Origin of the sequence: Actinomadura sp. SCN-SB (genome assembly GCF_043906805.1) — a bacterium.
GTDB lineage: Bacteria > Actinomycetota > Actinomycetes > Streptosporangiales > Streptosporangiaceae > Spirillospora.
In genome coordinates this window covers 33,455-53,882 of sequence record NZ_JBIMPP010000037.1, presented here as the reverse complement: position 1 = coordinate 53,882, position 20,428 = coordinate 33,455, and the positions used below count along the sequence as shown (strand labels likewise).

The window sequence follows — 20,428 nt, the reverse complement described above, 5'->3', positions numbered from 1 at the left end:
GAGCGCCGGAATGGGCCGCGGTCGAGCAGCTGCGCCCGGCAGGTCCGCAGCCAGCGGTAGATCTCCGACGAGAAAACATCGCCGAACATAACCGGCGTCGCCGTTCTCGATGATCGATACATTCAGTTCGAGGTCGTCCAGTGGTGAGGTGTCGGGGAGGGCTCGGGTCAGTCGCGGAATGAAGGCCGCTGGGTTCGGTGGACTTCACCGAACCCAGCGGCCTTCACATTCCCGTCGCCCTTGGTCCTGGAGACGGTGAACGAGCACTTCGCCAAGTCGACGTGAGATGCGCAGCCTGGTGTCCAGGAGGCTATGGGCGGATCAGGTTGACGCCATCATGGACGCGCAAGACGGGCGCGGGGTCGTCACGGTAGGCGTCCAGGACCCGATAGGCGAAGACCTCGTTGGTCATCGTGGTGACCTCTTCAGGGCGAACCCAGCGGAAGGCGTCCGCTTCGGAATTGAGGGTGAGTTCTCCTTCGAGATGGCGGCAGCGGAAGGTCAATGCCACGATGCCCCGGGTCATGTTCTTGTAGACCCCGGTCAGGGCCTCGGGCTCCACGGACAGCCCGGTTTCTTCCCGTACCTCGCGGCGCAGGCCGTCGGTGATGGATTCGTGTAGTTCGAGGACGCCGCCCGGTGGTTCCCAGCGGCCGTTCTCGGGCCTGCGGAGCAGAAGCGCCCTTCGTTGCGTATCGATGATGATTCCTGCGACGGCAACCGAATGCCTCGGAAGGTCGCTCACCTCGCGTCCCTTCCGCCCGCGCTGGCCTTGGTGAACAGTACGAACGCCGCCGCCTTGTCGTCGTGGGTTTTCGGGCGAGGCCACCGGTGGCGCTGTGGGTCGGATGCCTCCGCGCCATGGACCTCGTCCAGGAGTGCCTGCGGTCCAGCGTCGAGAGCGAGTGTCAACGCCGCTGACCACGAGGGAGGAACGTCGTAGTCGTCGACGCCGCAGCTGACGCCGTCGGTCACGGCCAGGATGGCGTGGACGTCGGCGATGGGCCAGGTGCGGCCGATGGCGTGGTGGCCCGCTCGGGGGGTGGCCTCGGCGATCCAGTAGCCGCCTTCGCGGTTCATCCGGGCGAGTTTGGCCGGCCGGGTCGCCCTGATGAGGTCGTTCATGTCGGCGGTGTGGCCGCCGCGCCGGATGGCATCGTGGCGGAGCTCAGCGACGACGGCGTCATGGCGGCCGTCGCGCAGAACGTCAACGCCTCCGTCCTGCCCGAAGACAACGACCGGGCTGTCACCCAGGACCAGGGCCTGCAGATGCTCGGCGGTCCAGCGGACAACGGAAACGGTGCTTGCCGGTGACTGTCCCGGGATGAGTGAGTGTTTGGCGGCCACGTGGTCGATGGCGGTGGCGAGCACATCGGGGAGGTCGGCGTCGGGGGTGGCGTCGAGGAGTTCGAGGATGCGGTTGCCCAGGGCGTCGGGATACCAGCCGTTCCGAGCGGCAGCCGGGTGCAGTGGGCTGACTCCGTCCAGAACAACGACCGAGTTACGGCCGACGAACACGCGGTCTTCAGAGCAGCCGTCCTCGCCGGCGCGTTCCGCAGTTTGAACCAGCACCGGCGCTGTCACGCCCCAGCCGCTGAGCAGGTGCGATGACTAGTTATGAACACGGTTTGGAACCTCACCCGTCAACCGGCAAGTCGTAGCAGAATACGTACCTGTCACCGGCAAGGATGCCCTGGAGAGCTTCGATCGGCTGGTCGTTGGAGAAGGAGATCCGGTGGAGTTCGGCGACCGGTGTGCCGGGCTCCAGCCTCAGTGCCCGCACCTCGTCCGGGGTGGGCATTCTGAGCGCGATTTCCTCACGGACCCTGGTGAGCGGAAAGCCCTTCTCTTCAAGGACCTTGTACCCGCCTCCGGGGCCGGTGTTTTCCTGCAGGATCCGGGTGCCCGCCACCATCTCCGGCAGGTAGTAGCTGTCGGCCAGTTGGGACGGGTGCCCATCGATCCAAAAGCGTCGTCGCCGCACGAACACCGGAGCGCCTGGGCTGATGTCGTACCAGGTGGCCACCCAGTCGGGTGCGGACACCTCGGCCAGTTCGAGGACCTCCTGACGCCACTGCAGGCCAAGCTCTTCAACTTCGGCCTGCAAGGGGGCCTTGCCCTGATCCCGGCGCCAGCGCGCGTAGCGGTCAGTCCCGACCCGCAACACGGGAGGGCGCTCACGGACGAACACTCCACGTCCCGGGGCGCCGACGACCAGACCTTCGGCCTTCAGCTGGCGCACCGCCTGGCGGGCGGTCTGGGGTGAGGTGCCGTATCGCTCAACGAGTTCGCGTTCAGAGGGCAATTTGGCCCCCGGCAGCAGGTCGCCGCCTCTGATGGCTTTGCGCAGCTCATCGGCGATTTGCCGCGAGGGCGATCGTGGGTCCGTCGGATCGATCATCCCACTCATCCTAGACCTCACTAGTGAGGTTGTTGACCTCGCCTCCGAAGAGGTTTACCGTGCGAGACACGCCCGGTACCTCACTAGCGAGGTTCCTGGGTGGGGAGGCTTGCCGGTTCGAGTGCGCGCCTCCTGGTGTCGGGTTTCGTCTCGGAGGGCGATGTGAAGAGTGGCGAGGGAACCAAATCCGGTGATCTGCGCGGATCGGTGCAACTCCTGGCTGGGCTTGACCCCGGATCCTGGCAACAGCCCGGGTCCTGGCAACAGGAGGAGGCTCAACGTCTGTTGGTGGCCGAGCACGAGGGACGCAAAGAGCGCTTGCTGAGTGAGCGTCGGCCGAGCCTGACGTTGGCGGAGGCTTATCAGGTGCAGTGGTGTGGAGTGGCACTGCGCATGGATCGCGGCGCCCGTGTCCTCGGCCACAAGGTGGGATTGACCTCTGAGGCGATGCAGCGGCAGGTGGGGATCGCTGAGCCGGACTCGGGGTTTCTGCTGGACACCATGGCCGTGGCCAACGGCGGGACGGTCCTGGCACGGGAGCTGCGGGCGCCGCGCGTGGAGGCGGAGATCGCGTTCCTGCTTGGCGACGATCTGTGCGGGGCGGGCACATCCGAGGCCGACGCCAGAGCGGCGGTGTGCGGGGTGTGCGTTGCGCTGGAGGTGATCGACAGCCGGTTCGATCTTGAGGGGATCACGCTGGCCGACAGCGTTGCCGACAACGCTGGGTGTGGGCGGTTCGTGCTCGGTGAGGTCATGGCCGTCGATGGGCTGGATCTTCGGGGTGAGGAGGTGAGGGTCTGCGTGGCCGGGCGCCCGGTCGCTTCCGGGTACGGCGGGGAAGTTCTCGGGGATCCGATCCGGTCGGTGCTCTGGCTGGCGCGGCGTCTGGCGGGCTTGGGGTCCGGGTTGAGGGCGGGGGACATCGTGCTCGCCGGAGCGGTGCACGCCAGCATCCCCTTGCCGGGGGGACACAGCGTTTCAGCTTCTTCTGCAGGTCTGGGATCGGTGGTGCTGCATGTCGCGTGAAACGGTCAGCATTATCGGCTCGCAGGTGGATGAGCGTCCTGCCGGGCTGAAGGCCGCGGTGATCGGCGCTGGGATGCTCGGGATCGACTTGGTGCACCGCATCTGCGCCTCCAGGTGGCTGTCGTGCGCGCTGGTGGTGGGAGGCAGCAACAGCGGCACGGGCCTGCGGCTGGCGGCCGAGATGGGCTGTGCCACCTCCACCTCGGGCATGGACGCGGTGAGCGCCGCCGACGTCGACGTGGTCTTCGACGCCTCGAACGCCGCAGCGCACCCGTCACACCGGGCCGACCTGGCCTCCACCGGTGTCCTGTTGGTGGACCTGACGCCCAGCAGCGGCGGGGCCATGGTCGTCCCGACGGTGAACGGACACCTGGCCGAGTCGAGCCGTCATCTCAGTTTGATCAGTTGCGGAGGCCAGGCCGTGCTGCCAGTGCTGGAGGTGTTGGCCCGCCACTGCGGTCCGCGGACGCTGGAGTACGTCGAGGTCGTCACGACCGCGGCCTCAGCGAGCGTCGGGCGTGCTTCCCGGCTCAACTTGGACGAGTACATCGCCACCACCCAGTACGCGGTGCAGGAACTGACCCACGACAGCCTCGCCCGAGGCAATGACGTCAAGGTCCTGGCGAATCTCAGCCCGGCTCTGCCCGCGCCGGTGTTCCGCGCCGAAGTCGCGGTCGTCGCGTCCGGAGCCGACGCGGATGCGCTGCGGGCGGACCTGGAGGCGGCGGCCGTCGCCGTCCGGACCTTCGCTACGGGATACCAAGTCGTGTCCTGTTGTGTGGACGGCGATCTGATCAAGGTGTCCGTGCGCGTCACCGCCAAGAGCGGACGGCGGCTGCCCGCCTTCGCTGGGAACGTGGAGATCATCAATGCAGCCGCGGTGCTGCTGGCCGAACGCCACGCCATCGCGAGGAGGACGTGAGCGCCATGCAGACCCGCACGCGGACCCGCACGCGGACCGGCACGCGGACCGGCACGCCGGCCATCGGGGCATCACCGGGCGCGCGGGTGGTGATCCACGACCCGACGCTCAGGGACGGCCAGCATGCCGTCGGCCATCAGCTCGGCGCCGAGCAGATGCGCGCCTACGCCCAGGCCGCCGACCGGGCGGGCATCGAAGTGGTCGAGGTCGGTCACGGCAACGGGCTGGGCGCATCCTCGCTGCAGATCGGCCGGGCGCGGCTGGCCGACGACGTCATGCTCGCCACCATCCGTGAAGCGCTGAACAACTCCCGGATGGGGGTGTTCATGGCTCCGGGCTGGGGCACCGGCACGGACCTGCGCAATGCGGTCGGCCATGGCGCCGACGTCGTCCGGATCGCCGCCCACTGCACCGAGGCCGCCGTCACCGAACGCCATCTGGGCCTGGCCCTCGACCTGGGCGCCGAAGCGCAGGCCGTGCTGCTGATGAGTCACATGACCGACCCGGGACGCCTGGCCGAGCAGTGCACGCGCATGGTCGGCTTCGGTGCGCAAGCTGTCGGGATCATGGACTCCGCCGGGCACTTTCTGCCCGCCGACGTCACCGAACGGATCAGCGCGATCGCCGCGGCGGTGAACGTGCCGGTGATCTTCCACGGGCACAACAACCTGTCGTACGCGGTGGCAAACTCGGTCGCGGCGGTCGAGGCCGGAGCCACGATCATCGACGCGTGCGCTCGCGGCTTCGGTGCGGGCGCGGGAAACACTCAGCTCGAGGTGCTGGTCGCCGTCCTGGACCGCATGGGTCATCGGACCGGCGTCGATCTGCGAGCGTTGCTGACCGCAGCCGACCTCGCGCACGAGCATCTGATGGACCGGCCACCGGTGATCGACTCGGTCTCCCTCATCTCGGGTCTGACGGGCGTGTTCTCGGGATTCAAGCTGCCGGTTCTGGCCGCGGCCCAGCGCTCGGGCCTCGACCCGTTGGACATCTTCGCCGAGTTGGGGCGACGCCAAGCCGTGGCGGGCCAGGAAGACCTGATCGCCGTCGCAGTACGGGAGCTGGTCGCAGCACGGGAGCTGAAGGAGGCGTCCCGGTGAGGCGTCCAGGCGATAGTGGTGCGGCGGCGGTGATCTGTGGCCTGGGCGCAGCGGTACCGGACAGGCGGGTGGCCAACGAGCAGATCTGCGGCGGCCTGGGCGTCAGCGCAGATTGGATCCGGTCGCGGACCGGGATCGCCTCCAGGGCACGCGCCGGTCATGGTGTGTCGACCGCCGATCTTGCCGTCCAGGCGGGTGACCGCGCCCTGCAATCGTCCGGTGGCGGCGGCGTGGACGCCCTGGTCCTGGCGACCATCACGCCCGATCATCGCTGTCCAGCCACGGCGCCCAGCGTGGCGGCGCGGCTCGCCCTGCCCGGTGTCCCGGCCTTCGACCTTGCGGCGGCGTGCACCGGATTGCTGTATGCGCTACAGGTGGCGGCAGGGTTCATCGCGGCGGCCACAGCCCGGCGGGTCCTGGTCATCGCCGCCGACCGGATCCCTTCGCTCGTCGACCCCGCCGACCGCACGACCGCGCCGTTGTTCGGGGAAGCGGCAGCGGCGCTGGTGGTGCGGGCAGGCGAGCGCGCAGAACCCGGAGCGCTGGGGCCGATCCTGCTGGCCGCCGACGGCCGCGACGCCTCCGCCATCCAGGCACCGCACGACGGATTTCTCACCATGCGCGGCCCGGAGACCTTTCAGCACGCCGTCACCCGCATGTCCGAGGTATCACGCAAGGCGGCCGACGCCGCCGGATGGCGGCTGGCCGACATCGACTGCTTCGTACCGCACCAGGCCAACGCCCGGATCACCACGGCCGTCGCCCGCCGGCTGGACCTGAAACAGTCCCAGGCCCTGCAGTTCATCGAGCAGGTGGGCAACACCAGCGCGGCCTCCATTCCCCTCACCCTCGCGCAAGCGTCGGCGGACGGCCGTCTACAGCCCGGCCACCGGGTGCTGATGACCGCCTTCGGAGCCGGTCTGACCTGGGGCGCCGCCACGGCCGTCTGGCCCGCTCTGAACCCGTCACAGCACAAGGAGGCATGAAAGGTGAGCCCGGATCTGAAGGAATTGCTGGTCAAGCTGGAGGTCGATCCGCAGGGTCTGCGTCCCGAGGCGCAGTTGGAAGAGGCCGGTCTGGACTCGCTGGCGCTCGCGGAGATGAGCGTGCTGCTCAGCGAGCAGAACGTGGGGATCGGCGAGGACGAGCTGGCGGCCGCCGCGACCCTGGACGCACTCGACCGCATGGTCGCCGACCGCCTGTCCGGCCGGTGATGGCCATGGTCACCTCGGCCGTGCAGCGCGGCGCCACCTGGCTGATCACCCCGGCGGCCACACCAGACCGGTTCTCCTCGGCCCTGGGCTGCGGCGCCGACGTCGTGCTGCTGGACCTGGAAGACTCCGTCCCCCACCACCGCAAAGACCAGGCACGTACCGCAGCCCTCACATTCCTGGCAGAGGTCGAAGCCGGAACCAAAGCGGCCACCGGTGACGGCAGGACCGCAGTGGGCATGCGGCTGAACGGCCCGGGAACCCTGGCCAGCCTGCGGGACCTGGTCGCTGTCGCCGAATCCGGCGTGCATCCAGCGGTGCTCTTGATCCCGAAAGTTGAATCACCACGCGACATCGACCTCGTCGCCGAAGTCCTGAGCGTAGACGGGGACACGCACGCAGGCCGGACCGGACCCTCAACCGGCATGTGGGCGCTGATCGAGACCCCGCTGGCCATCCACCGGCTCCAGGAGATCCTCACCTCGCGATCCCTGGCCGGAGTGGTGTTCGGTGCCGCCGACTACGCCGCCGCGGCCGGGTGCCGCCGAACAGCCAGCGCCCTGCGCTACCCCAGGGCGGCTCTGGCAGCGGGAGCGGCCGCAGCCGGGTTACCAGCTGTCGACTCTCCCCACTTCGACCTCGACGATCCCGATGGCCTGCGGCGAGAAGCCGAGGAAGCCTACGATCTCGGCTTCACCGCCAAGGGCGCCGTCCACCCCCGGCAGCTTGCCATCATCCGGGCGGCGTTCCAGCCCTCACCTCAGGAACTGGACCACGCCCGCGCCGTGGTCCACGCCGCCGACACCGCCGACGCCGCGCACCCGATCACCCTCGCCGACGGCAGCATGGTCGGCCCGCCACTCCTCGACGCGGCCCGCGCCCTGATTGATCAGGCCGATGGCGCTCTTCACCCGGCATCAACGGCACCGCCGCACACATCAGGAGGCATGAGGTGAACGCAGCCGTCCCGCCCGGCTACCGGGCCATCGGGGACCGCCGCCTGCGCGAGGTGGTCGGCCGCGGCCTAGAGGAATTCGTCGTCGGCCAGATCATCGAGCACCGCCCCGCCCGTACCGTGACCGAAACCGACCACCTGCTCACTCTGGCGCTGACCGCCAACCCCGCCCCGGTGCACAGCGACATCCGGTTCTGCGAGCAGACGGGCCGTGACCGCCCGCTGGTGTGCGGGATGGTCACCCTCGGCATCGTGTTGGGCGCCACCGTCCGCAGCACCAGCGGCCTGACCACCGCGAACCTCGCCCTGGACGGTCTGCGCCTGGAGAACCCGGTCCACGTCGGAGACACGCTCCGCGCCGAGACCGAGATCCTCACCGCACGGCGCTCACGCAACCGCCCCGAGCACGGGGTGGTGACGTGCCGTATCAACGGTTACAACCAGCGCGACCAGCGGGTCATCACCTTCACCCGCGTCTTCCTGGTCCCCGCCGACGCCATCCAGGTCCGCGACGCCACCGGCTATTAGAAGGCACCGCCCACCCGGCACCAGTCATATGGACGACCCGCGCACCAGGCGAAGGAGGCCCGGCGCATGTCCGAAGACCAACCTCTGCGGGTCAGCGCCGCCGACGAAGCCCAGTGGGACCAGTACTGCGCACTGGCCACCCGCAGCTACGGCCACCCGATCCCCGATCTGACCCACCTGTTCCCCCACGCCGACGCCCGCGTCGCCCTACGGGGCGACCGGGTCATCGCCGGCGGACTGGGCCTGCTCGTGCCCCAATTCTTCGGCGGACGTCCCGTGCCCAGCGCGTGCATGGCCGCCGGATGTGTCGCCCCAGAAGAACGCGGCAACCACCTGACGACCCGCATGCTGACCGCACGGATCCGCCCCCTTCAAGAACAAGGTGCCGTCCTGGCCACGGTATGGACCACCTCGACCGGTTATGCGCACCGGCTGGGGTGGGCCGCTCCCACCCCAGTGTTCACCTGGACGGTCCCCACCGACGCCCTCAAACGCAGTTTCGACGGCACCGGCTACGACATCGCCGTCGCCCAAGGCGCCGACCCGCAATCTGAGCGACTGCAGGAGGAGTTGGCCGCGCGCTGGAACGGGCCGTGGCAGCGACCATCCTGGTGGGCGGCCTGGCAGGCCGACAAGCACCCGCAGTTGACCACCTACCGGTTCCACCAACCCGGACACGACGTCTCAGGAATGCTCTCGATGGCGTTCGCCCACGATCCAGCCGCCGGTCGACAGGTCGTCGTCCACGATTTTTGGGCCTCGACCAGCGGTCCCGCCGCCGCGATGCTGGCCTTCCTCGGCCGGTACAACAGCCGGATCTCCACCGTCGCCTTCCAACGCACCGGCCTACCGGCAGCCTCCGTACTACTAGAGCAACTGCACCGCATCGGCTCCGCCACCGCCCGCCACTGGCACCCCTGGATGCTCCGCATCCTGGACCTGCGCCAGGCGGTGCAACGGCGGGGCTGGCCCGAGGTGCTCGACACGACTATCCCGATGGAGGTGGTGAACGAGGCCGGCACCGGAGCCGACCGCTTCACGCTCCGGATCACCAACGGCGCAGGGGACCTGGAACCGTCCTCTGCCGCCGGCCGGTGCAGGCTGACCCGCCGCCAGTTCGCGGTGTGGTACGCGGGCGGCTACCGGACCACGACCGCAGCGGCATTGGCAGGCGTCGACGGCGATCCAGCAGCGATCGCCGACCTCATCCACGCCACCAGCGACCGCGAGCCCTGGCTACCAGAACATTTCTGACCCCAAAGTGACCGCTCAGGCGCAATCAGCAGGACTTCCGGTGCCCTTCGTGATATCGGAGAACCCATCATGACGTCCGATGCCGTAACCATGCCCGCAGACCTGCGCCGATGGCTGACCGACCACTTGCCCGACATCACGGCGGCCACCGACGCGTCCTGGCCGCGCACCCAGTCCCGAGTCTGGCGCCTAACAACCCGCACCAGCACGGCATATGTCAAGCTCAGCCCCTCCGCGCAGAGCTACACCCGTGAAACCAGCGCCTACCGGCATGCGGCCGCCGCCCTGGACCCAGACCGAGCCCCGCAACTGATCGCCACCGATCCCGCCCTGCGAGCCATCCTGACCACGGCGCTCGCCGGGAAAGTCGTCCGGGATCTGCCGCTCGCCCCAGAAGCGGAGGCCAAGGTGCACAAGCTCGCCGGACGGGTGCTGCGACGGTGGCACGATCACCTGGCACCCGTCCCCCCACAGGCACGCGACAACCTCACCGCCGCCCTGGCCGGCCAAGCCGCCGAAGCCACAGCCTGCCTGGACAGCCTGGGCGGTCATCTGACCGAACACGAACAGATCCTGGTGCGAGAGGTGGCCCGGGACCTGCCCGCGATGGCCGCCGACCTCCCGCTGGTCTACCTGCACGGCGATTTCTCCCCGCGGAACTGGGTGTGGAACCCGCAGACACAGACCCTTGGGCTGATCGACTTCGAGATGGCCGACCACGCCCTGGCCGTCCAGGACATGGTCTGGCTGTTCGGCGCGGTGTGGCCGACGCGCCCCGACCTACGCGCTTCCTTCCTCACCGGGTACGGGGGTGAGCCGACCACCCTCGAGCAGCGGGCACTGCTCCTCCTCACAACCCGCCTGGCCGTCTCTTACCTGTCCGCTGGCCTCGCCACCAACGACCAAGTGCTCATCGACCGCGGCCACAACGCCCTCGGCGCCCTCGTACGTGCCCACGCCTGAGCCACAACGGCGCAGCCCCCGCGCCTCACCGTTTCGAGGAGATCCATTGCTCCGGCTGCACTCGATGCCACACCTCGCCTCGCCCGACCCCGTGCGCCCAACCGTGCAGCGCCTTGCCGACGGCACGCAGTCCCCTATGAGGAGCGACGTGACGACCGTACTCATCGTGGTGGCCCACCCCGACGACGCCGAGATCGCGATGGGCATGCGCATCCACTGGTACGCCCGCAACGGCGCCCGAGTCCACGTGCACTGCCTCACCACCGGAACACCCGACCCCTCCGGCACTCAGATAAGGCAAGAGGAATGCATGGCCGCCGCCAGCCTGCTGGGCATCGACACTTACACCTTCTCCTCGATCCCCGACACCCGCTTTGTCGAACACCGGGGCGCCATCCACACAGCCCTGTCCAACCTCTTTCGCGACACCCGACCCGACGTCGTCTACACCCACTACCCCGACGACCAGCACCTCGACCACGCCACCACTGCCTCGCAGGTAACAGCGGCCGCGCTGCGTGAAACCGCCAACCTGCGGTACTTCCGATCGCCCTACAGCATCGGCTTCGAGCCAACACTGGTCTTCATGGGCACCCCCGAACTCCTCCACACCAAACAGAAAGCACTCCAGTGCTTCGCCTCTCAACAACAACTGGACATGGACCTCTTCCAACGCCTGGCCGAGGTCACCTACCGCCAATTCGTCCATCACCGGGTCACCGCACGCTTCCCGGCCCAAACCAACTGCGCCGAACTATTCCGCATCGCCCGACAGGTCGAGTTCGCCGAGTCGAGTTGACGGCGGACACCCTCATGCTGGAGGGCAAGCGTGCGGTCCAGCGCCGTGAACGGCACGCCGCGGTCCCATGCCCTGGTGAACAAGGGGTAGGCATCTCGGCGATCGCCGAGGCGCTGGGCCTGGACCGCAAGACCGTGCGCGTGCTCGGCGGCGCCATCGGCCAGGCCCAACTTGCCGATCTCGACGATGCGGAAGAAATGCACGAGTTCCTGCTGCAACTCGCTCGGCTCGGTGGCGGCCGTTTGGGTGCCGTTCTCCAGGAACGCCGCGGCCAGGTCCACCACGTCGGCGTCACAGTCGTGGGCGGTGGCGAGCGCGTCCAGGAAACGGGCCGGGATCGCCGGGCCGTGCAAGCCCGGCCGGGCGGTGACGATCCTGCAAGGCCGCCTCACCGCGCTGCCCGGCACCCATCACCGCGACCGCGCCGTTCACCTCGCCCGGCTCGGCGCCGCCCACGCCGCCGACCAGATCCCCGACGCCGCCGCCATCGCCGGGCTGGCCTCCCTGACCGAGACCCGCCGCGCCGGATCCACCCGGCCCGCGCCGAGCTAGTGGACCTCGACCGCACCCTGACCAGTCGATGGCCCAGCCAACCCAAGGTCCGCGAGCTCCATGACGCCCTGCGGGATGACGCCGCCAGCCGCCGCGCCAGCTAACCGACTCCACCGGACACTTCGCGATGACCACTACCGCTGTGCGGCCGTCCTGGGACCAGCTCCCCGGGCCGCTACGAGACGGCCTTGCCACCCGGCTCGGCCCTATCCAGTACGCCCAGATCCAGGGCGGCGGGTTCACCCCAGGTCTGGCCGCGCGGCTACGTCTGACCGGCGGGCGGCGCGCCTTCGTCAAAGGCATCACCACCGATCACGTCCTGACCGGCCGCTACCGCGCCGAGGCGGACGTGGCCGCCGCGCTGCCCACCGCAGCACCGGCGCCCGCGTTGTGGTGGGCGGAGGAGATCGCCGGGTGGGTGGTCCTGGTCTTCTCCGACGCCGGCGGCCGCCACGCGGATCTAGCTCCAGGCGCTGCAGACCTCTCCCGGGTCGTGGACATGATCGCTGGTTTGAAAGCTGTCCTCACGCCGTGCCCAGTTCCGGTTCCTGCCGCACCGGCCGAGCTAGCCGACCTGGTACACGGCTGGGCGGAACTGGCCCACACCCCGCCGGCGGACCTGGCCCCATGGGCGCGAGGCCACCTGGATCACCTAGCCAAGGCTGAGACAGCGTGGCTGGATGCAGCCGGCGGCGACACCCTCCTGCACGGCGATATCAACCCCTCCAACATGCTGGTCACCTCGGGACAAGTGCTCTTGGTGGACTGGGCGCAGCCCGTGCGCGGAGCCGCCTGGATCGACATCGCCGACCTCATCCCCCACCTCATCCTGGCCGGACACACCCCGCAAGCGGCACAAACCCTGGTCGCCGACGCGCTGAACACCGCAGGCGGCACCGAAGAGGCGATCACCAGTTACGCGGTCGCGTTCGCGGGCTACTGGGCCCGCACGAGCCGTCTTCCCGACCCGCCCGGCGTCCCACACCTACGCCGATACCAGGCGCGCGCCGCCGACGCCGCGTTGTGCTGGGTGCGTCACCGCACCGGCTGGAACTAGCCATCGCCGGCCCCGCAAGGCCGAGTCAGGCGTGCAGACCTTCCACGGCCAGGCGCTGACCGCACCGAAGGCATACAATCGACATCCGGACGACATGCAGGTGGGCGATCTCGACCGGGGCGCCACACCGGGCATTCGTCATCCCGGGCATGGACCCCGCCGGGGTCTACTGCGGTAAAGATGCCTGCGCCGATCATCGATCCGAGCCTGATCACCACGGCGTCGAACACGCCGAGCCGTCGGTGCAGCCGCTCGGGCTCCGATCTGTGCGCCTTAGTGGTCGATCCCCGGATCATGCCTCTGCTCCAACGACTTGGAGCACTCAACACGCACTTCTACGAGTTGGTCGGTGCCTGGAAGGGGGCGTGACGGCGGGCGAGGGCGGGCTGGGTCGCCATGCGGGAACACCTCGTGAACGTGGTGGGTCTTCTTGCCGGGCGTTGTCAGCAGGGAGGGGTTGGGCTCGTGGAGGAAGCGGTCTGGTCTGACGGGGTGATCGAGAAGTGGTGTTCGCGAGCGACGGTCTTGCCCAGATCATTGTCTCAGGATAGATTGAGGCAATGAACGTTGAGGTGTCGTCGTCGCTGGAGTCGCGGGCGCGTGTGCACGCGGCGTTGGGTGAGCCTGCCCGGCTGGCCGTGGTGGATGCGTTGCTGCTGGGAGATGCCTCGCCGAGTGAGCTGAGCGCGTTGCTGGAGATGCCCTCGAACCTGCTGGCGCATCACTTGAAGGTGCTGACGGAGGCGGGGGTGGTGCGGCGGAGGCGGTCGGAGGCTGATCGGCGCCGCTGGTATGTGCAACTGGTCCCCGAAGCGATGGCGGTGGTGTCGGTGCGCGGCAGCGGGCCGCCGCGGGCGGAGCGGGTGGTGTTCGTGTGTACCCGGAACTCGGCGCGGTCGCGGATGGCGGCGGCGCTGTGGACGGCGCGCAGCGCGGTCCCGGCGACCTCGGCCGGTACCGAACCCGGCCCGGGGGCGCACCGCCGGGCCGTGCGGGTCGCGCGTCGCCACGGGCTGGTGCTGGACGAGCGCGTGGCCCGGCATGTGCGCCGTGTGACGCGTCCGGATGACTTGGTCGTGGCGGTCTGCGACAACGCCTACGAGCACCCCGACGCCTATTCGCCGGGACCGTCTCCGCAACTGCACTGGTCGGTGCCCGATCCGGCTCCGGTCGACACCGACGCGGCTTTTGAGGACGCCTTCGCCGATCTGCAGGCGCGCGTGGACCGGCTCACCGAACTGATGAACACCGACCAGCCCCCTTCCTGACCGCGCTGCCTTGGGAGAAGCCATGGCCCAGCCCACCGCGCCCGGCAGCGGCGTCGAAGTCTACGGAGCCGCCGCGTTGAGCGTCGACCAGCAGCATGCGTGGCTGACCGCGTCCCGGAACCTGGCCGAGGAGTTCACTGGCGTGTTCGGCGCGCCGACCATCGAGCGGTTCCTGTACTCCAGCTACGACCAGTTCGCCTCCCGCGCGAGCGTCCCGCATTACCTGCCGCTGCTGGCCGAGCGGTTCGCCCGGCAGCGGCTGTACGCCCTGGCCCGGGTGGAGGGCAAGGGTGAGACCGGCATCCCGATCGTGCTGTTCCTGTGCGTGCACAACTCGGGCCGCTCCCAGATGGCGCTGGGGTTCTTCTCGCATCTGGCCGGGGAGGCGGCGGTCGGCTGGTCGGGCGGGTCCGAGCCCGCCGACCAGATTAACCCGCAGGCCATCACGGCGATGCGCGAGCGCGGCATCAACATCGCCACCGAGTTCCCCAAGCCATGGACCGACGAGGTCGTCCGGGCGGCGGACGTGGTGGTCACGATGGGCTGCGGGGACGCCTGCCCGATCTTCCCCGGCAAGCGCTACCTGGACTGGGACATCGACGATCCGCAGGGAAAGGACATCGAGGAGATCCGGCCGATCCGGGACGAGATCGAACGCCGGGTCCGCGCGCTGCTGGGGGAGTTGCATGTTCCGGCCCGGGGCTGACACGCGGATGAACGCGTCGGCGCGCCGGATGCTGGAGCGCGTCGCCGACCGGCTCACCATCCACTTCTTCGGCACCTTCTCCGCCGACATCGTGTACCGGTACGTAGTGGAGAGCTATGAGCTGCTGGCCGCCACCGCCCGGGTGCAGCGTCATCTGGTGGTGCTGACCGAGCGGTTCGCCGCCCAGCGGCTCACCGCGCTGGCACAGGCCGACGGCAATCTGGCCAAGCCGGTGGTTGAGGTGTTGTTCGTGTGTGACGGCAACGCGGGCCGGTCCCAGATGGCCGCGGCCCTGGCCGTCGTCCGCAGCCGGGGTCGGTTGCACGCCCGCTCGGCGGGGCGCCGGCCGGCCGCCGCGCTGGAGCTGGGCATCGTGTCGGTGATGGAGGAGATCGGTGTCGACCTGACCGCCGAGTTCCCCAAGCCGCTGACCGACGAGCTGGTGCGCGCCGCCGACGTCGTGGTCACGCTCGGCTGCGGCGGTGCCTGCGCGATCCATCCGGGTACGCGGTACCTGGACTGGCCCGTCCCCAATCCAGTCGGCCTGCCCTTGGACGAGGTACGCCGGATCCGCGACGAGATCGATCTCCTTGTCACCGACCTCCTCGAGAGCTTGCCAGCACCATGAGCGACCAGCGACCAGCGGCCATGTCCGACCGGCGAACGGACCGGGCACGACTCCCGCTCGACCGCGAAGCGGCAGCCGACCACGCCCGACGCCTTGCAACCCTGACCGATCCGACCCGCGTGCAGCTCATCTCCTTGTTCATGCAGGACGCGGGGCCGCTGAACGTCGACGAGATCGCCGCCGCGCTCGGCATCGGATGCAACGCGGCCACAGCCCACCTGGCGGCGCTGACCGAGGTCGGCCTTCTCACCGCCGTCTGGCGCGGTGGTCGGGAGTGTTTCCAGATCAACGGTGCCTACGCACGCTGTCTTCCCGCCCTCACAGAGGCCGTCCTGGGCCGTCCACGGATACTGCGGCCATGATCCTGACTCGACAAGCTACCGACGCGGAGTAGGGGACGACTACGGCCATGTAAGGCCCCGGTGCCGGGTGGATGTCCCTCACGCCACAGGAGGCTTGCCATGTTTCGCCTGGGCCCGTACTTGGCCGGTGTCGCCTTGAACATCATCGGCGTTATGAACATCGCCTTCGGCATATCTCGCCTGGCCCCAAGGGGTGACGGCATCATCCCGGCTAGCCTGCCCTTGCTGACGGCAGTGGGCCAGATCGGCCTCGGCTTGTCCGTCATCGTTACAGCTTGTGTGGTAATCGCCCGTTCTTGGCCATCGCCTTCGACCGACTGAGATCGGGCCCGGCATCCCGGCATCCCCGGGATGGCGGGTAATCCGGGCCTGTCTCGACAGGCATGCCCCCCGGATCGGGCGTTCACGAGGGTGGTCACCCCCGCATGTTCAGTGCGGCGCTTCTGCTGGAGTTTTACGGACGGGACGGCTTCGTGGCAGCGCAAGAAGCGACTTGCCTAGGGATATGAGGGTGTCGTTGAGGTGGGGGCCTTGGCGTAGGTGGTCGATGCGGGCGGGGTCGTTGGCGATGGCTTGGACGGCTTGGGTGATGATGCGGGCTTGCGGTTCGGTCAGGTCGGAGGCTTCGCTGATCAGGAGTTGCACCCATTCGGGGCGGCTGAGGAGTTCCGCCGCCCCGTCGCTGGTCCGTCTCGGTCAGCCGCAGGCGTCAGGGCCGCACGACGTGGTCGCGGATGCCTGGTTGGCTGCGGGGCTGGCTGCGGGGGTGTGGAGGAACTGGCGGACGTAGGGCGCCGGGCCGCCCTCGGCGAGGTAGGCGCCCAGCTGGCGGCTGCGCTTGGCGATGACCTGTACCAGGAAGTCGAGAAGCGCCTCGGGCCGCGGCGATGGGGTGATGGTCCCGCGCCAGTCCCAGGCTCGGCTCTCTGAACCGTCGGGGTGGGACGGCAGCATCTCCCTGCCCTGCGCGCGAATGGTCGGGGACGCCACGATGCCGTGCTCAAGGGCCTCGGACCAGGTCGTGATCGTCCGGGGAACGACGCCGAGGGTGAAGCCGAGCCGTGCGGCCACGGGGCCGATGGTCGTGACGGCGTCGTTGAGCAGCGTGAGGGTCGCGTCGCACGATCCGCACGAGTCCTGTTCGTCCATCGTCACGGTCCAGTACTCGATCGTCAGCCGTACGGCGGGAGAAGCGGTGCCAAGGGGGATCAGCGGTGTGTGAGCTTCAGTGACCGTCATGTGGTTCCTCCTGGTCGGTGGTGCCCATGGCGCAGGTGGACGGGTTCTCGAAGTCCTCGCGGGCGCGGTCCAGGGTGTCGGCGATGCCGCGCAGGACTTCGCTCAGCGCCTCGAACTGGATCTCGTACAGGACGTTGCGGCCGGTCTTGCGGGCTCGCAGCACTCCGGCGGCGCGCAGGAGTGCCAGGTGCCGGGACACGACCGACAGGTCCACATCAAGGCAGTCGGCCAGCTCCGATACCGAGCAGGCGCGACAGCGCTCGGCGAGCAGGTCGAGGAGACGCACGCGCGTGGGATCGCCGAGGGCCCGGAAGAGTTGGTGGGACAGCACCGTGCCGAGGTCGCCCACCGCCTCATCATCCATGCTCATTTGCACAAGTATGCAAGCATTCTGGGTCGTTGTCTACCGTAGCAGTGGTTCTCTTGCTGAGACACCTCACCCGAAGGGCGTCGCGCTTGGTAGGGATCTTGCGTGCGATGGGGGAGCCCGGAGTCGCTCTTCGGCCTCGTGAAGACCGGAAGGGTGAGGGCCTCGGTATATGTGCCCTCACCCTGTCGCCGGCCGCGCGGCGTCAGGTCACAACGGTGGACCAGTGCGCTCGTGATCGAGGTCAGGTGCCGATGATGCCGCCGTCGCGCTTGCGGATGACGACGGTGGCGGAGCGGACGCGTCCGGCCGGGTCGTGGTCGGGCCAGTTGCTGACCGCGCGCGGGTTGGCGGGGGTGGGGGTGCCCCAGAAGGCGGTGTCCTCTCCGGGGTGCTGGATGTTGACGAACATCGTGCGCTGGTCGGGGGTGGTGACGACGCCGGTGACCTCGCAGCCGCGCGGGCCCACCAGGAAGCGGCGGAGGTCTCCGGTGCGCGGGTCGGCGGCGAGCATCTGGTTGTTGCCGATGTTGTCGTAGCCGCGGTCGGGACGGTTCTGGGAGGAGTTGGAGACGTCGGTCTGGATCCACAGCCGCCCGTCGGCGTCGAACCACAGCCCGTCCGGTGAGCCGAAGACGTCCTCGGCGGCGAGTTCGACCCGCGGGTCGTATTCGGGGTCGCCGGCCAGCATGAAGATGTCCCACTCAAAGGTGGTGGCGGTGTTGTCGCCGCGGTGCTCGGTCCAGCGGATGATGTGCCCGTAGGGGTTGGGCTTGCGCGGGTTGGCCGCGTTGTTCCAGCCGGTGCCGTTGGTGAGGGTGCAGTAGACGTCGTTGCTGTCGGGGTGCACCGCGACCCATTCGGGCCTGTCCATCCTGGTGGCGCCCACCGCGTCGGCGGCGGTACGGGTGCGCAGCAGCACGTCGGCCTGATCCTGCCAGCCGTTGGCCTTGGTCAGCGGGCCGACGCCGTACTTCAGCGGCAGCCAGGCGCCCGTGCCGTCGTCGTCGAAACGGGCGACGTAAAGGGTGCCGTGGTCGAGCGGGCTCTTGCCACGTGCTCGCAGCGACTTCCAGGGGGCGTCGCCGACGAACTTGTAGATGTACTCGCCGTCCTGGTCGTCCCCGCAGTAGGTGACGATGCGGCCCCGGGACTCGGTGATGACGGCGCCCTCGTGCTTGATCCGGCCGAGCGCGGTCCGCTTGACCGGGGTCGAGCGGGGGTTGAACGGGTCGATCTCCACCACCCAGCCGAAGCGGTGCAGCTCGTTGGGTTGGCGGCGACGTCGAAGCGCGGGTCGGCCAGATGCCAGCGGTAGCCGAAGCCCGCGGCGACCACGCCATAGCGGCTCTGCTCGGTGGTCGGCGTCCACGAGGTGCTCTCGGTGCCGAAGTAGCTGTTCCAGTTCTCCTCCGTCATCACGCCCGCCCCTCCGACCGAGGACTCCCCATGACCGACGTCCATCCGTCCCCGGACCTTAGCGTCGACCAGCGGCACGCCCTGCTCACCGCTGCCCGCAATCTCGGGCGGGCGTTCGCCGGAACCTTCGGCACCGAGACCATCGAGCGCTTCCTGCACTCCAGTTACGACCAGTTCGCCATCCGCGCCACCGTTCCGCACTACCTTCCGTTGCTGGCCGAGCGGTTCACACGCCAGCGCCTGCAGGCACTGGCCCGCATCGAAGGTAGGGACGCCGGCGGCACCCCGATCGTGCTGTTCCTTTGCGTCCACAACGCGGGACGTTCCCAGATGGCCCTGGGGTTTCTCCGGCACCTGGCCGGTGACGCCGCCATCGGATGGTCCGGCGGATCCGAGCCCGGTACCGAGATCAACCCGGCCGCCATCGCCGCGATGCGGGAACGCGGCATCGAGATCTCCGGCGAGTTCCCCCAGCCGTGGACGGACGAGATCGTCCGGGCGGCCGACGTGGTGGTCACCATGGGCTGCGGTGACGCCTGCCCTGTCTTCCCCGGCAAGCGCTACGAGGACTGGCCCGTCGCCGACCCGGAAGGGCTCGGGCTGGAGGATGTCCGCCCATCAGGGACGAGCTCGAACGCCGCGTCCGCGTCCTCCTCGACCGGCTCGAGGTCCCGGTCGCCGGGTGATCAAGCTGCGATCGGCGATCCCCGCCGGAGGGAGACTTCCCTTGCCGACCTCCCTTGCCGTGCTGTTCCTCTGCGAGCACAGTGCCTGGCGAGCGCGATGGCCGCCGCCCTGCTCAGCCATCACTCCGGCGGGGTGGTCACCGCACGCGCCGCCTGTCCCGCCCCTGACGCCGCGCTGCCGTCCGCCGTCGTCGCCGCCATGACTGAACTCGGCGTCGACCTTGCTGACCACCCCGTCTAGTCGCTTCACCATGCCGTTCTCAGGCCACCGATCTGGCCATCACCCTGGACGCCGAGGACGCCTGCGCCATCCACCCGGACGCGATACACCTGCCGTGGGACATCCACATCCCCAGTGGGACCGACGGAGAGAGCACAGTGCAGTTCGGTCGCGTCCGCGATGACATCGACCGGAACGTCAAACTGCTGCTGTTCGCCATACGGTTCAGGCGCTGAGCAGCACCGGCGCCGACGCTGCCCGAAGGCCGCTGGCGACGAACAATCTTGTCTGCTCGGTTCTTTCTCGCCGCGGTGTCGGATCAGGTCACGGGGTCTCTGGTGGGCAGCAGGCGTTCAGGTAGTCCTGGAGTTCGGCGAGCGAGCGGGCTACGGCGTCGCGGTCGATGCGGTAGTGGACCTGTTTGCCGCTCTTGCGGGAGGTGAGCAGGCCGCCTCGGCGGAGCAGGGCGAGCTGCTGTGAGGCGGTGGGCTGGGCGATGCCGAGGCGTTCGGCCACGGTGCCCACGGTCAGCTCGACCCCGCCGGTGAACAGCTCCAGCATCTGCTGCCGTTGCTCGCTGGCCAGTGCCTTGAGGAACTCCCGCCCGGCCGTCCCGAGCTGAACGGACCCGGGGGCGCAGTCAGGGCCGGCGCAGCCCGGCGACCCCGGCGTGGTGCCCGGTGCCGAGCCGGACGCCGTTTCGGTCATGGCCGGCCCTCCTGATCTCCACACGCCCCAGCGAACACGCCCATGGACACGCCCCTG

At 69.1% G+C, this 20,428-nt stretch carries 26 protein-coding genes; 17 read left to right on the top strand and 9 right to left on the bottom strand.

Annotation, left to right across the window (positions count from 1 at the left end; translation table 11 throughout):
- Window positions 1-310: 310 nt before the first annotated feature.
- From ACGWYJ_RS23135 to ACGWYJ_RS23125, 3 genes are read right to left on the bottom strand one after another with little or no spacing between them, the layout of a single operon-like run.
- A complete protein-coding gene (locus ACGWYJ_RS23135; RefSeq protein WP_395108342.1) occupies window positions 311-745 on the bottom strand; it encodes an NUDIX hydrolase in 435 nt (144 codons plus the stop codon).
- Window positions 742-1,584, bottom strand: coding sequence for a protein phosphatase 2C domain-containing protein (locus ACGWYJ_RS23130; protein WP_395108341.1), 843 nt, complete (start codon window positions 1,582-1,584; stop codon window positions 742-744). Before ACGWYJ_RS23130 ends, ACGWYJ_RS23135 begins: the two co-directional genes overlap by 4 nt.
- A gap of 52 nt (window positions 1,585-1,636) precedes the next feature.
- Window positions 1,637-2,401, bottom strand: a complete 765-nt coding sequence (locus ACGWYJ_RS23125) for a GntR family transcriptional regulator (protein WP_395108340.1) — start codon at window positions 2,399-2,401, stop codon at window positions 1,637-1,639.
- A gap of 288 nt (window positions 2,402-2,689) precedes the next feature.
- On the opposite strand from ACGWYJ_RS23125, the gene ACGWYJ_RS23120 reads away from it, so the two are divergent.
- From ACGWYJ_RS23120 to ACGWYJ_RS23075, 10 genes are all read left to right on the top strand, one after another.
- Window positions 2,690-3,427 (top strand): 2-keto-4-pentenoate hydratase, encoded by a 738-nt coding sequence (locus ACGWYJ_RS23120; protein WP_395108339.1) that lies wholly within the window; start codon window positions 2,690-2,692, stop codon window positions 3,425-3,427.
- A gap of 25 nt (window positions 3,428-3,452) precedes the next feature.
- Window positions 3,453-4,349 (top strand): hypothetical protein, encoded by an 897-nt coding sequence (locus ACGWYJ_RS23115; protein WP_395108338.1) that lies wholly within the window; start codon window positions 3,453-3,455, stop codon window positions 4,347-4,349.
- A 5-nt stretch (window positions 4,350-4,354) separates the two neighbouring features.
- Window positions 4,355-5,449 (top strand): 4-hydroxy-2-oxovalerate aldolase, encoded by a 1,095-nt coding sequence (gene dmpG / locus ACGWYJ_RS23110; RefSeq protein ID WP_395108362.1) that lies wholly within the window; start codon window positions 4,355-4,357, stop codon window positions 5,447-5,449.
- Window positions 5,446-6,435 (top strand): beta-ketoacyl-ACP synthase 3, encoded by a 990-nt coding sequence (locus ACGWYJ_RS23105; RefSeq protein WP_395108337.1) that lies wholly within the window; start codon window positions 5,446-5,448, stop codon window positions 6,433-6,435. Before dmpG ends, ACGWYJ_RS23105 begins: the two co-directional genes overlap by 4 nt.
- 3 nt (window positions 6,436-6,438) lie before the next feature.
- Window positions 6,439-6,663, top strand: coding sequence for a phosphopantetheine-binding protein (locus tag ACGWYJ_RS23100; protein WP_395108336.1), 225 nt, complete (start codon window positions 6,439-6,441; stop codon window positions 6,661-6,663).
- On the top strand, window positions 6,663-7,616 hold the full coding sequence (locus ACGWYJ_RS23095) for an HpcH/HpaI aldolase/citrate lyase family protein (protein WP_395108335.1): 954 nt from the start codon (window positions 6,663-6,665) through the stop codon (window positions 7,614-7,616). Before ACGWYJ_RS23100 ends, ACGWYJ_RS23095 begins: the two co-directional genes overlap by 1 nt.
- Window positions 7,613-8,143 (top strand): MaoC family dehydratase, encoded by a 531-nt coding sequence (locus ACGWYJ_RS23090; RefSeq protein WP_395108334.1) that lies wholly within the window; start codon window positions 7,613-7,615, stop codon window positions 8,141-8,143. Before ACGWYJ_RS23095 ends, ACGWYJ_RS23090 begins: the two co-directional genes overlap by 4 nt.
- 66 nt (window positions 8,144-8,209) lie before the next feature.
- The gene (eis, locus tag ACGWYJ_RS23085) at window positions 8,210-9,397 is read left to right on the top strand and encodes an enhanced intracellular survival protein Eis (RefSeq protein ID WP_395108333.1); all 1,188 of its coding nucleotides are present in this window, start codon (window positions 8,210-8,212) and stop codon (window positions 9,395-9,397) included.
- 69 nt (window positions 9,398-9,466) lie between these two features.
- Entirely contained in the window at window positions 9,467-10,360 is an 894-nt protein-coding gene (locus tag ACGWYJ_RS23080; protein ID WP_395108332.1) for an aminoglycoside phosphotransferase family protein, read from the top strand.
- Between the two features lie 148 nt (window positions 10,361-10,508).
- Window positions 10,509-11,159: a PIG-L deacetylase family protein gene (locus ACGWYJ_RS23075; protein ID WP_395108331.1), complete on the top strand. Its 651-nt coding sequence runs from the start codon at window positions 10,509-10,511 to the stop codon at window positions 11,157-11,159.
- On the opposite strand, the gene ACGWYJ_RS23070 is transcribed toward ACGWYJ_RS23075, so the two are convergent.
- Window positions 11,069-11,443, bottom strand: a complete 375-nt coding sequence (locus ACGWYJ_RS23070; RefSeq protein WP_395108330.1) for a hypothetical protein — start codon at window positions 11,441-11,443, stop codon at window positions 11,069-11,071. The genes ACGWYJ_RS23075 and ACGWYJ_RS23070 overlap by 91 nt on opposite strands.
- A gap of 22 nt (window positions 11,444-11,465) precedes the next feature.
- Here ACGWYJ_RS23070 and ACGWYJ_RS23065 point away from each other — a divergent pair, with 22 nt between their 5' ends.
- The 6 genes from ACGWYJ_RS23065 (at window position 11,466) to ACGWYJ_RS23040 (ending at window position 15,732) form a co-directional block, all read left to right on the top strand.
- On the top strand, window positions 11,466-11,711 hold the full coding sequence (locus ACGWYJ_RS23065) for a hypothetical protein (RefSeq protein ID WP_395108329.1): 246 nt from the start codon (window positions 11,466-11,468) through the stop codon (window positions 11,709-11,711).
- A gap of 127 nt (window positions 11,712-11,838) precedes the next feature.
- Window positions 11,839-12,768, top strand: coding sequence for a phosphotransferase family protein (locus tag ACGWYJ_RS23060; RefSeq protein ID WP_395108328.1), 930 nt, complete (start codon window positions 11,839-11,841; stop codon window positions 12,766-12,768).
- Window positions 12,769-13,328: 560 nt separating this feature from the next.
- Window positions 13,329-14,036: a helix-turn-helix domain-containing protein gene (locus ACGWYJ_RS23055; protein WP_395108327.1), complete on the top strand. Its 708-nt coding sequence runs from the start codon at window positions 13,329-13,331 to the stop codon at window positions 14,034-14,036.
- Between the two features lie 22 nt (window positions 14,037-14,058).
- Window positions 14,059-14,742 (top strand): arsenate reductase ArsC, encoded by a 684-nt coding sequence (locus ACGWYJ_RS23050; RefSeq protein WP_395108326.1) that lies wholly within the window; start codon window positions 14,059-14,061, stop codon window positions 14,740-14,742.
- Between the two features lie 7 nt (window positions 14,743-14,749).
- Window positions 14,750-15,370, top strand: a complete 621-nt coding sequence (locus ACGWYJ_RS23045; RefSeq protein ID WP_395108325.1) for a three-helix bundle dimerization domain-containing protein — start codon at window positions 14,750-14,752, stop codon at window positions 15,368-15,370.
- Window positions 15,367-15,732 carry an ArsR family transcriptional regulator gene (locus ACGWYJ_RS23040; protein WP_395108324.1) on the top strand — a complete coding sequence of 122 codons (366 nt, stop codon included), beginning with the start codon at window positions 15,367-15,369 and terminating at the stop codon, window positions 15,730-15,732. Before ACGWYJ_RS23045 ends, ACGWYJ_RS23040 begins: the two co-directional genes overlap by 4 nt.
- 429 nt (window positions 15,733-16,161) lie before the next feature.
- Here ACGWYJ_RS23040 and ACGWYJ_RS23035 read toward each other — a convergent pair whose 3' ends face one another.
- The 4 genes from ACGWYJ_RS23035 to ACGWYJ_RS23020 all read right to left on the bottom strand — a co-directional run bounded on the left by ACGWYJ_RS23035 (window position 16,162) and on the right by ACGWYJ_RS23020 (window position 18,584).
- Window positions 16,162-16,377: a hypothetical protein gene (locus ACGWYJ_RS23035; RefSeq protein ID WP_395108323.1), complete on the bottom strand. Its 216-nt coding sequence runs from the start codon at window positions 16,375-16,377 to the stop codon at window positions 16,162-16,164.
- 51 nt (window positions 16,378-16,428) lie between these two features.
- On the bottom strand, window positions 16,429-16,971 hold the full coding sequence (locus ACGWYJ_RS23030; protein ID WP_395108322.1) for a hypothetical protein: 543 nt from the start codon (window positions 16,969-16,971) through the stop codon (window positions 16,429-16,431).
- Complete coding sequence (locus ACGWYJ_RS23025; protein WP_395108321.1) at window positions 16,958-17,341, bottom strand: ArsR/SmtB family transcription factor; 384 nt, start codon at window positions 17,339-17,341, stop codon at window positions 16,958-16,960. The genes ACGWYJ_RS23030 and ACGWYJ_RS23025 overlap by 14 nt, the downstream gene beginning before the upstream one ends.
- Before the next feature lie 241 nt (window positions 17,342-17,582).
- Window positions 17,583-18,584, bottom strand: coding sequence for a PhoX family protein (locus ACGWYJ_RS23020; protein WP_395108320.1), 1,002 nt, complete (start codon window positions 18,582-18,584; stop codon window positions 17,583-17,585).
- Window positions 18,585-18,787: 203 nt separating this feature from the next.
- Here ACGWYJ_RS23020 and ACGWYJ_RS23015 point away from each other — a divergent pair, with 203 nt between their 5' ends.
- A complete protein-coding gene (locus ACGWYJ_RS23015; RefSeq protein ID WP_395108319.1) occupies window positions 18,788-19,684 on the top strand; it encodes an arsenate reductase ArsC in 897 nt (298 codons plus the stop codon).
- A gap of 303 nt (window positions 19,685-19,987) precedes the next feature.
- Here ACGWYJ_RS23015 and ACGWYJ_RS23010 read toward each other — a convergent pair whose 3' ends face one another.
- Window positions 19,988-20,371, bottom strand: a complete 384-nt coding sequence (locus ACGWYJ_RS23010; RefSeq protein ID WP_395108318.1) for an ArsR/SmtB family transcription factor — start codon at window positions 20,369-20,371, stop codon at window positions 19,988-19,990.
- Window positions 20,372-20,428: the final 57 nt, after the last annotated feature.

What these genes read in the sequence shown, in the direction of transcription:
- ACGWYJ_RS23060 (WP_395108328.1), top strand. Translation starts at nt 11,839, where the DNA reads ATGACCACTACCGCTGTGCGGCCGTCCTGGGACCAGCTCCCCGGGCCG.
- ACGWYJ_RS23050 (WP_395108326.1), top strand. Translation starts at nt 14,059, where the DNA reads ATGGCCCAGCCCACCGCGCCCGGCAGCGGCGTCGAAGTCTACGGAGCC.
- ACGWYJ_RS23040 (WP_395108324.1), top strand. Translation starts at nt 15,367, where the DNA reads ATGAGCGACCAGCGACCAGCGGCCATGTCCGACCGGCGAACGGACCGG.
- ACGWYJ_RS23080 (WP_395108332.1), top strand. Translation starts at nt 9,467, where the DNA reads ATGACGTCCGATGCCGTAACCATGCCCGCAGACCTGCGCCGATGGCTG.
- ACGWYJ_RS23095 (WP_395108335.1), top strand. Translation starts at nt 6,663, where the DNA reads ATGGCCATGGTCACCTCGGCCGTGCAGCGCGGCGCCACCTGGCTGATC.
- ACGWYJ_RS23015 (WP_395108319.1), top strand. Translation starts at nt 18,788, where the DNA reads ATGACCGACGTCCATCCGTCCCCGGACCTTAGCGTCGACCAGCGGCAC.
- ACGWYJ_RS23025 (WP_395108321.1), bottom strand. Translation starts at nt 17,341, where the DNA reads ATGAGCATGGATGATGAGGCGGTGGGCGACCTCGGCACGGTGCTGTCC.
- ACGWYJ_RS23055 (WP_395108327.1), top strand. Translation starts at nt 13,329, where the DNA reads ATGAACGTTGAGGTGTCGTCGTCGCTGGAGTCGCGGGCGCGTGTGCAC.
- ACGWYJ_RS23030 (WP_395108322.1), bottom strand. Translation starts at nt 16,971, where the DNA reads ATGACGGTCACTGAAGCTCACACACCGCTGATCCCCCTTGGCACCGCT.
- ACGWYJ_RS23125 (WP_395108340.1), bottom strand. Translation starts at nt 2,401, where the DNA reads ATGATCGATCCGACGGACCCACGATCGCCCTCGCGGCAAATCGCCGAT.
- eis (WP_395108333.1), top strand. Translation starts at nt 8,210, where the DNA reads ATGTCCGAAGACCAACCTCTGCGGGTCAGCGCCGCCGACGAAGCCCAG.
- ACGWYJ_RS23010 (WP_395108318.1), bottom strand. Translation starts at nt 20,371, where the DNA reads ATGACCGAAACGGCGTCCGGCTCGGCACCGGGCACCACGCCGGGGTCG.
- ACGWYJ_RS23045 (WP_395108325.1), top strand. Translation starts at nt 14,750, where the DNA reads ATGAACGCGTCGGCGCGCCGGATGCTGGAGCGCGTCGCCGACCGGCTC.
- dmpG (WP_395108362.1), top strand. Translation starts at nt 4,355, where the DNA reads ATGCAGACCCGCACGCGGACCCGCACGCGGACCGGCACGCGGACCGGC.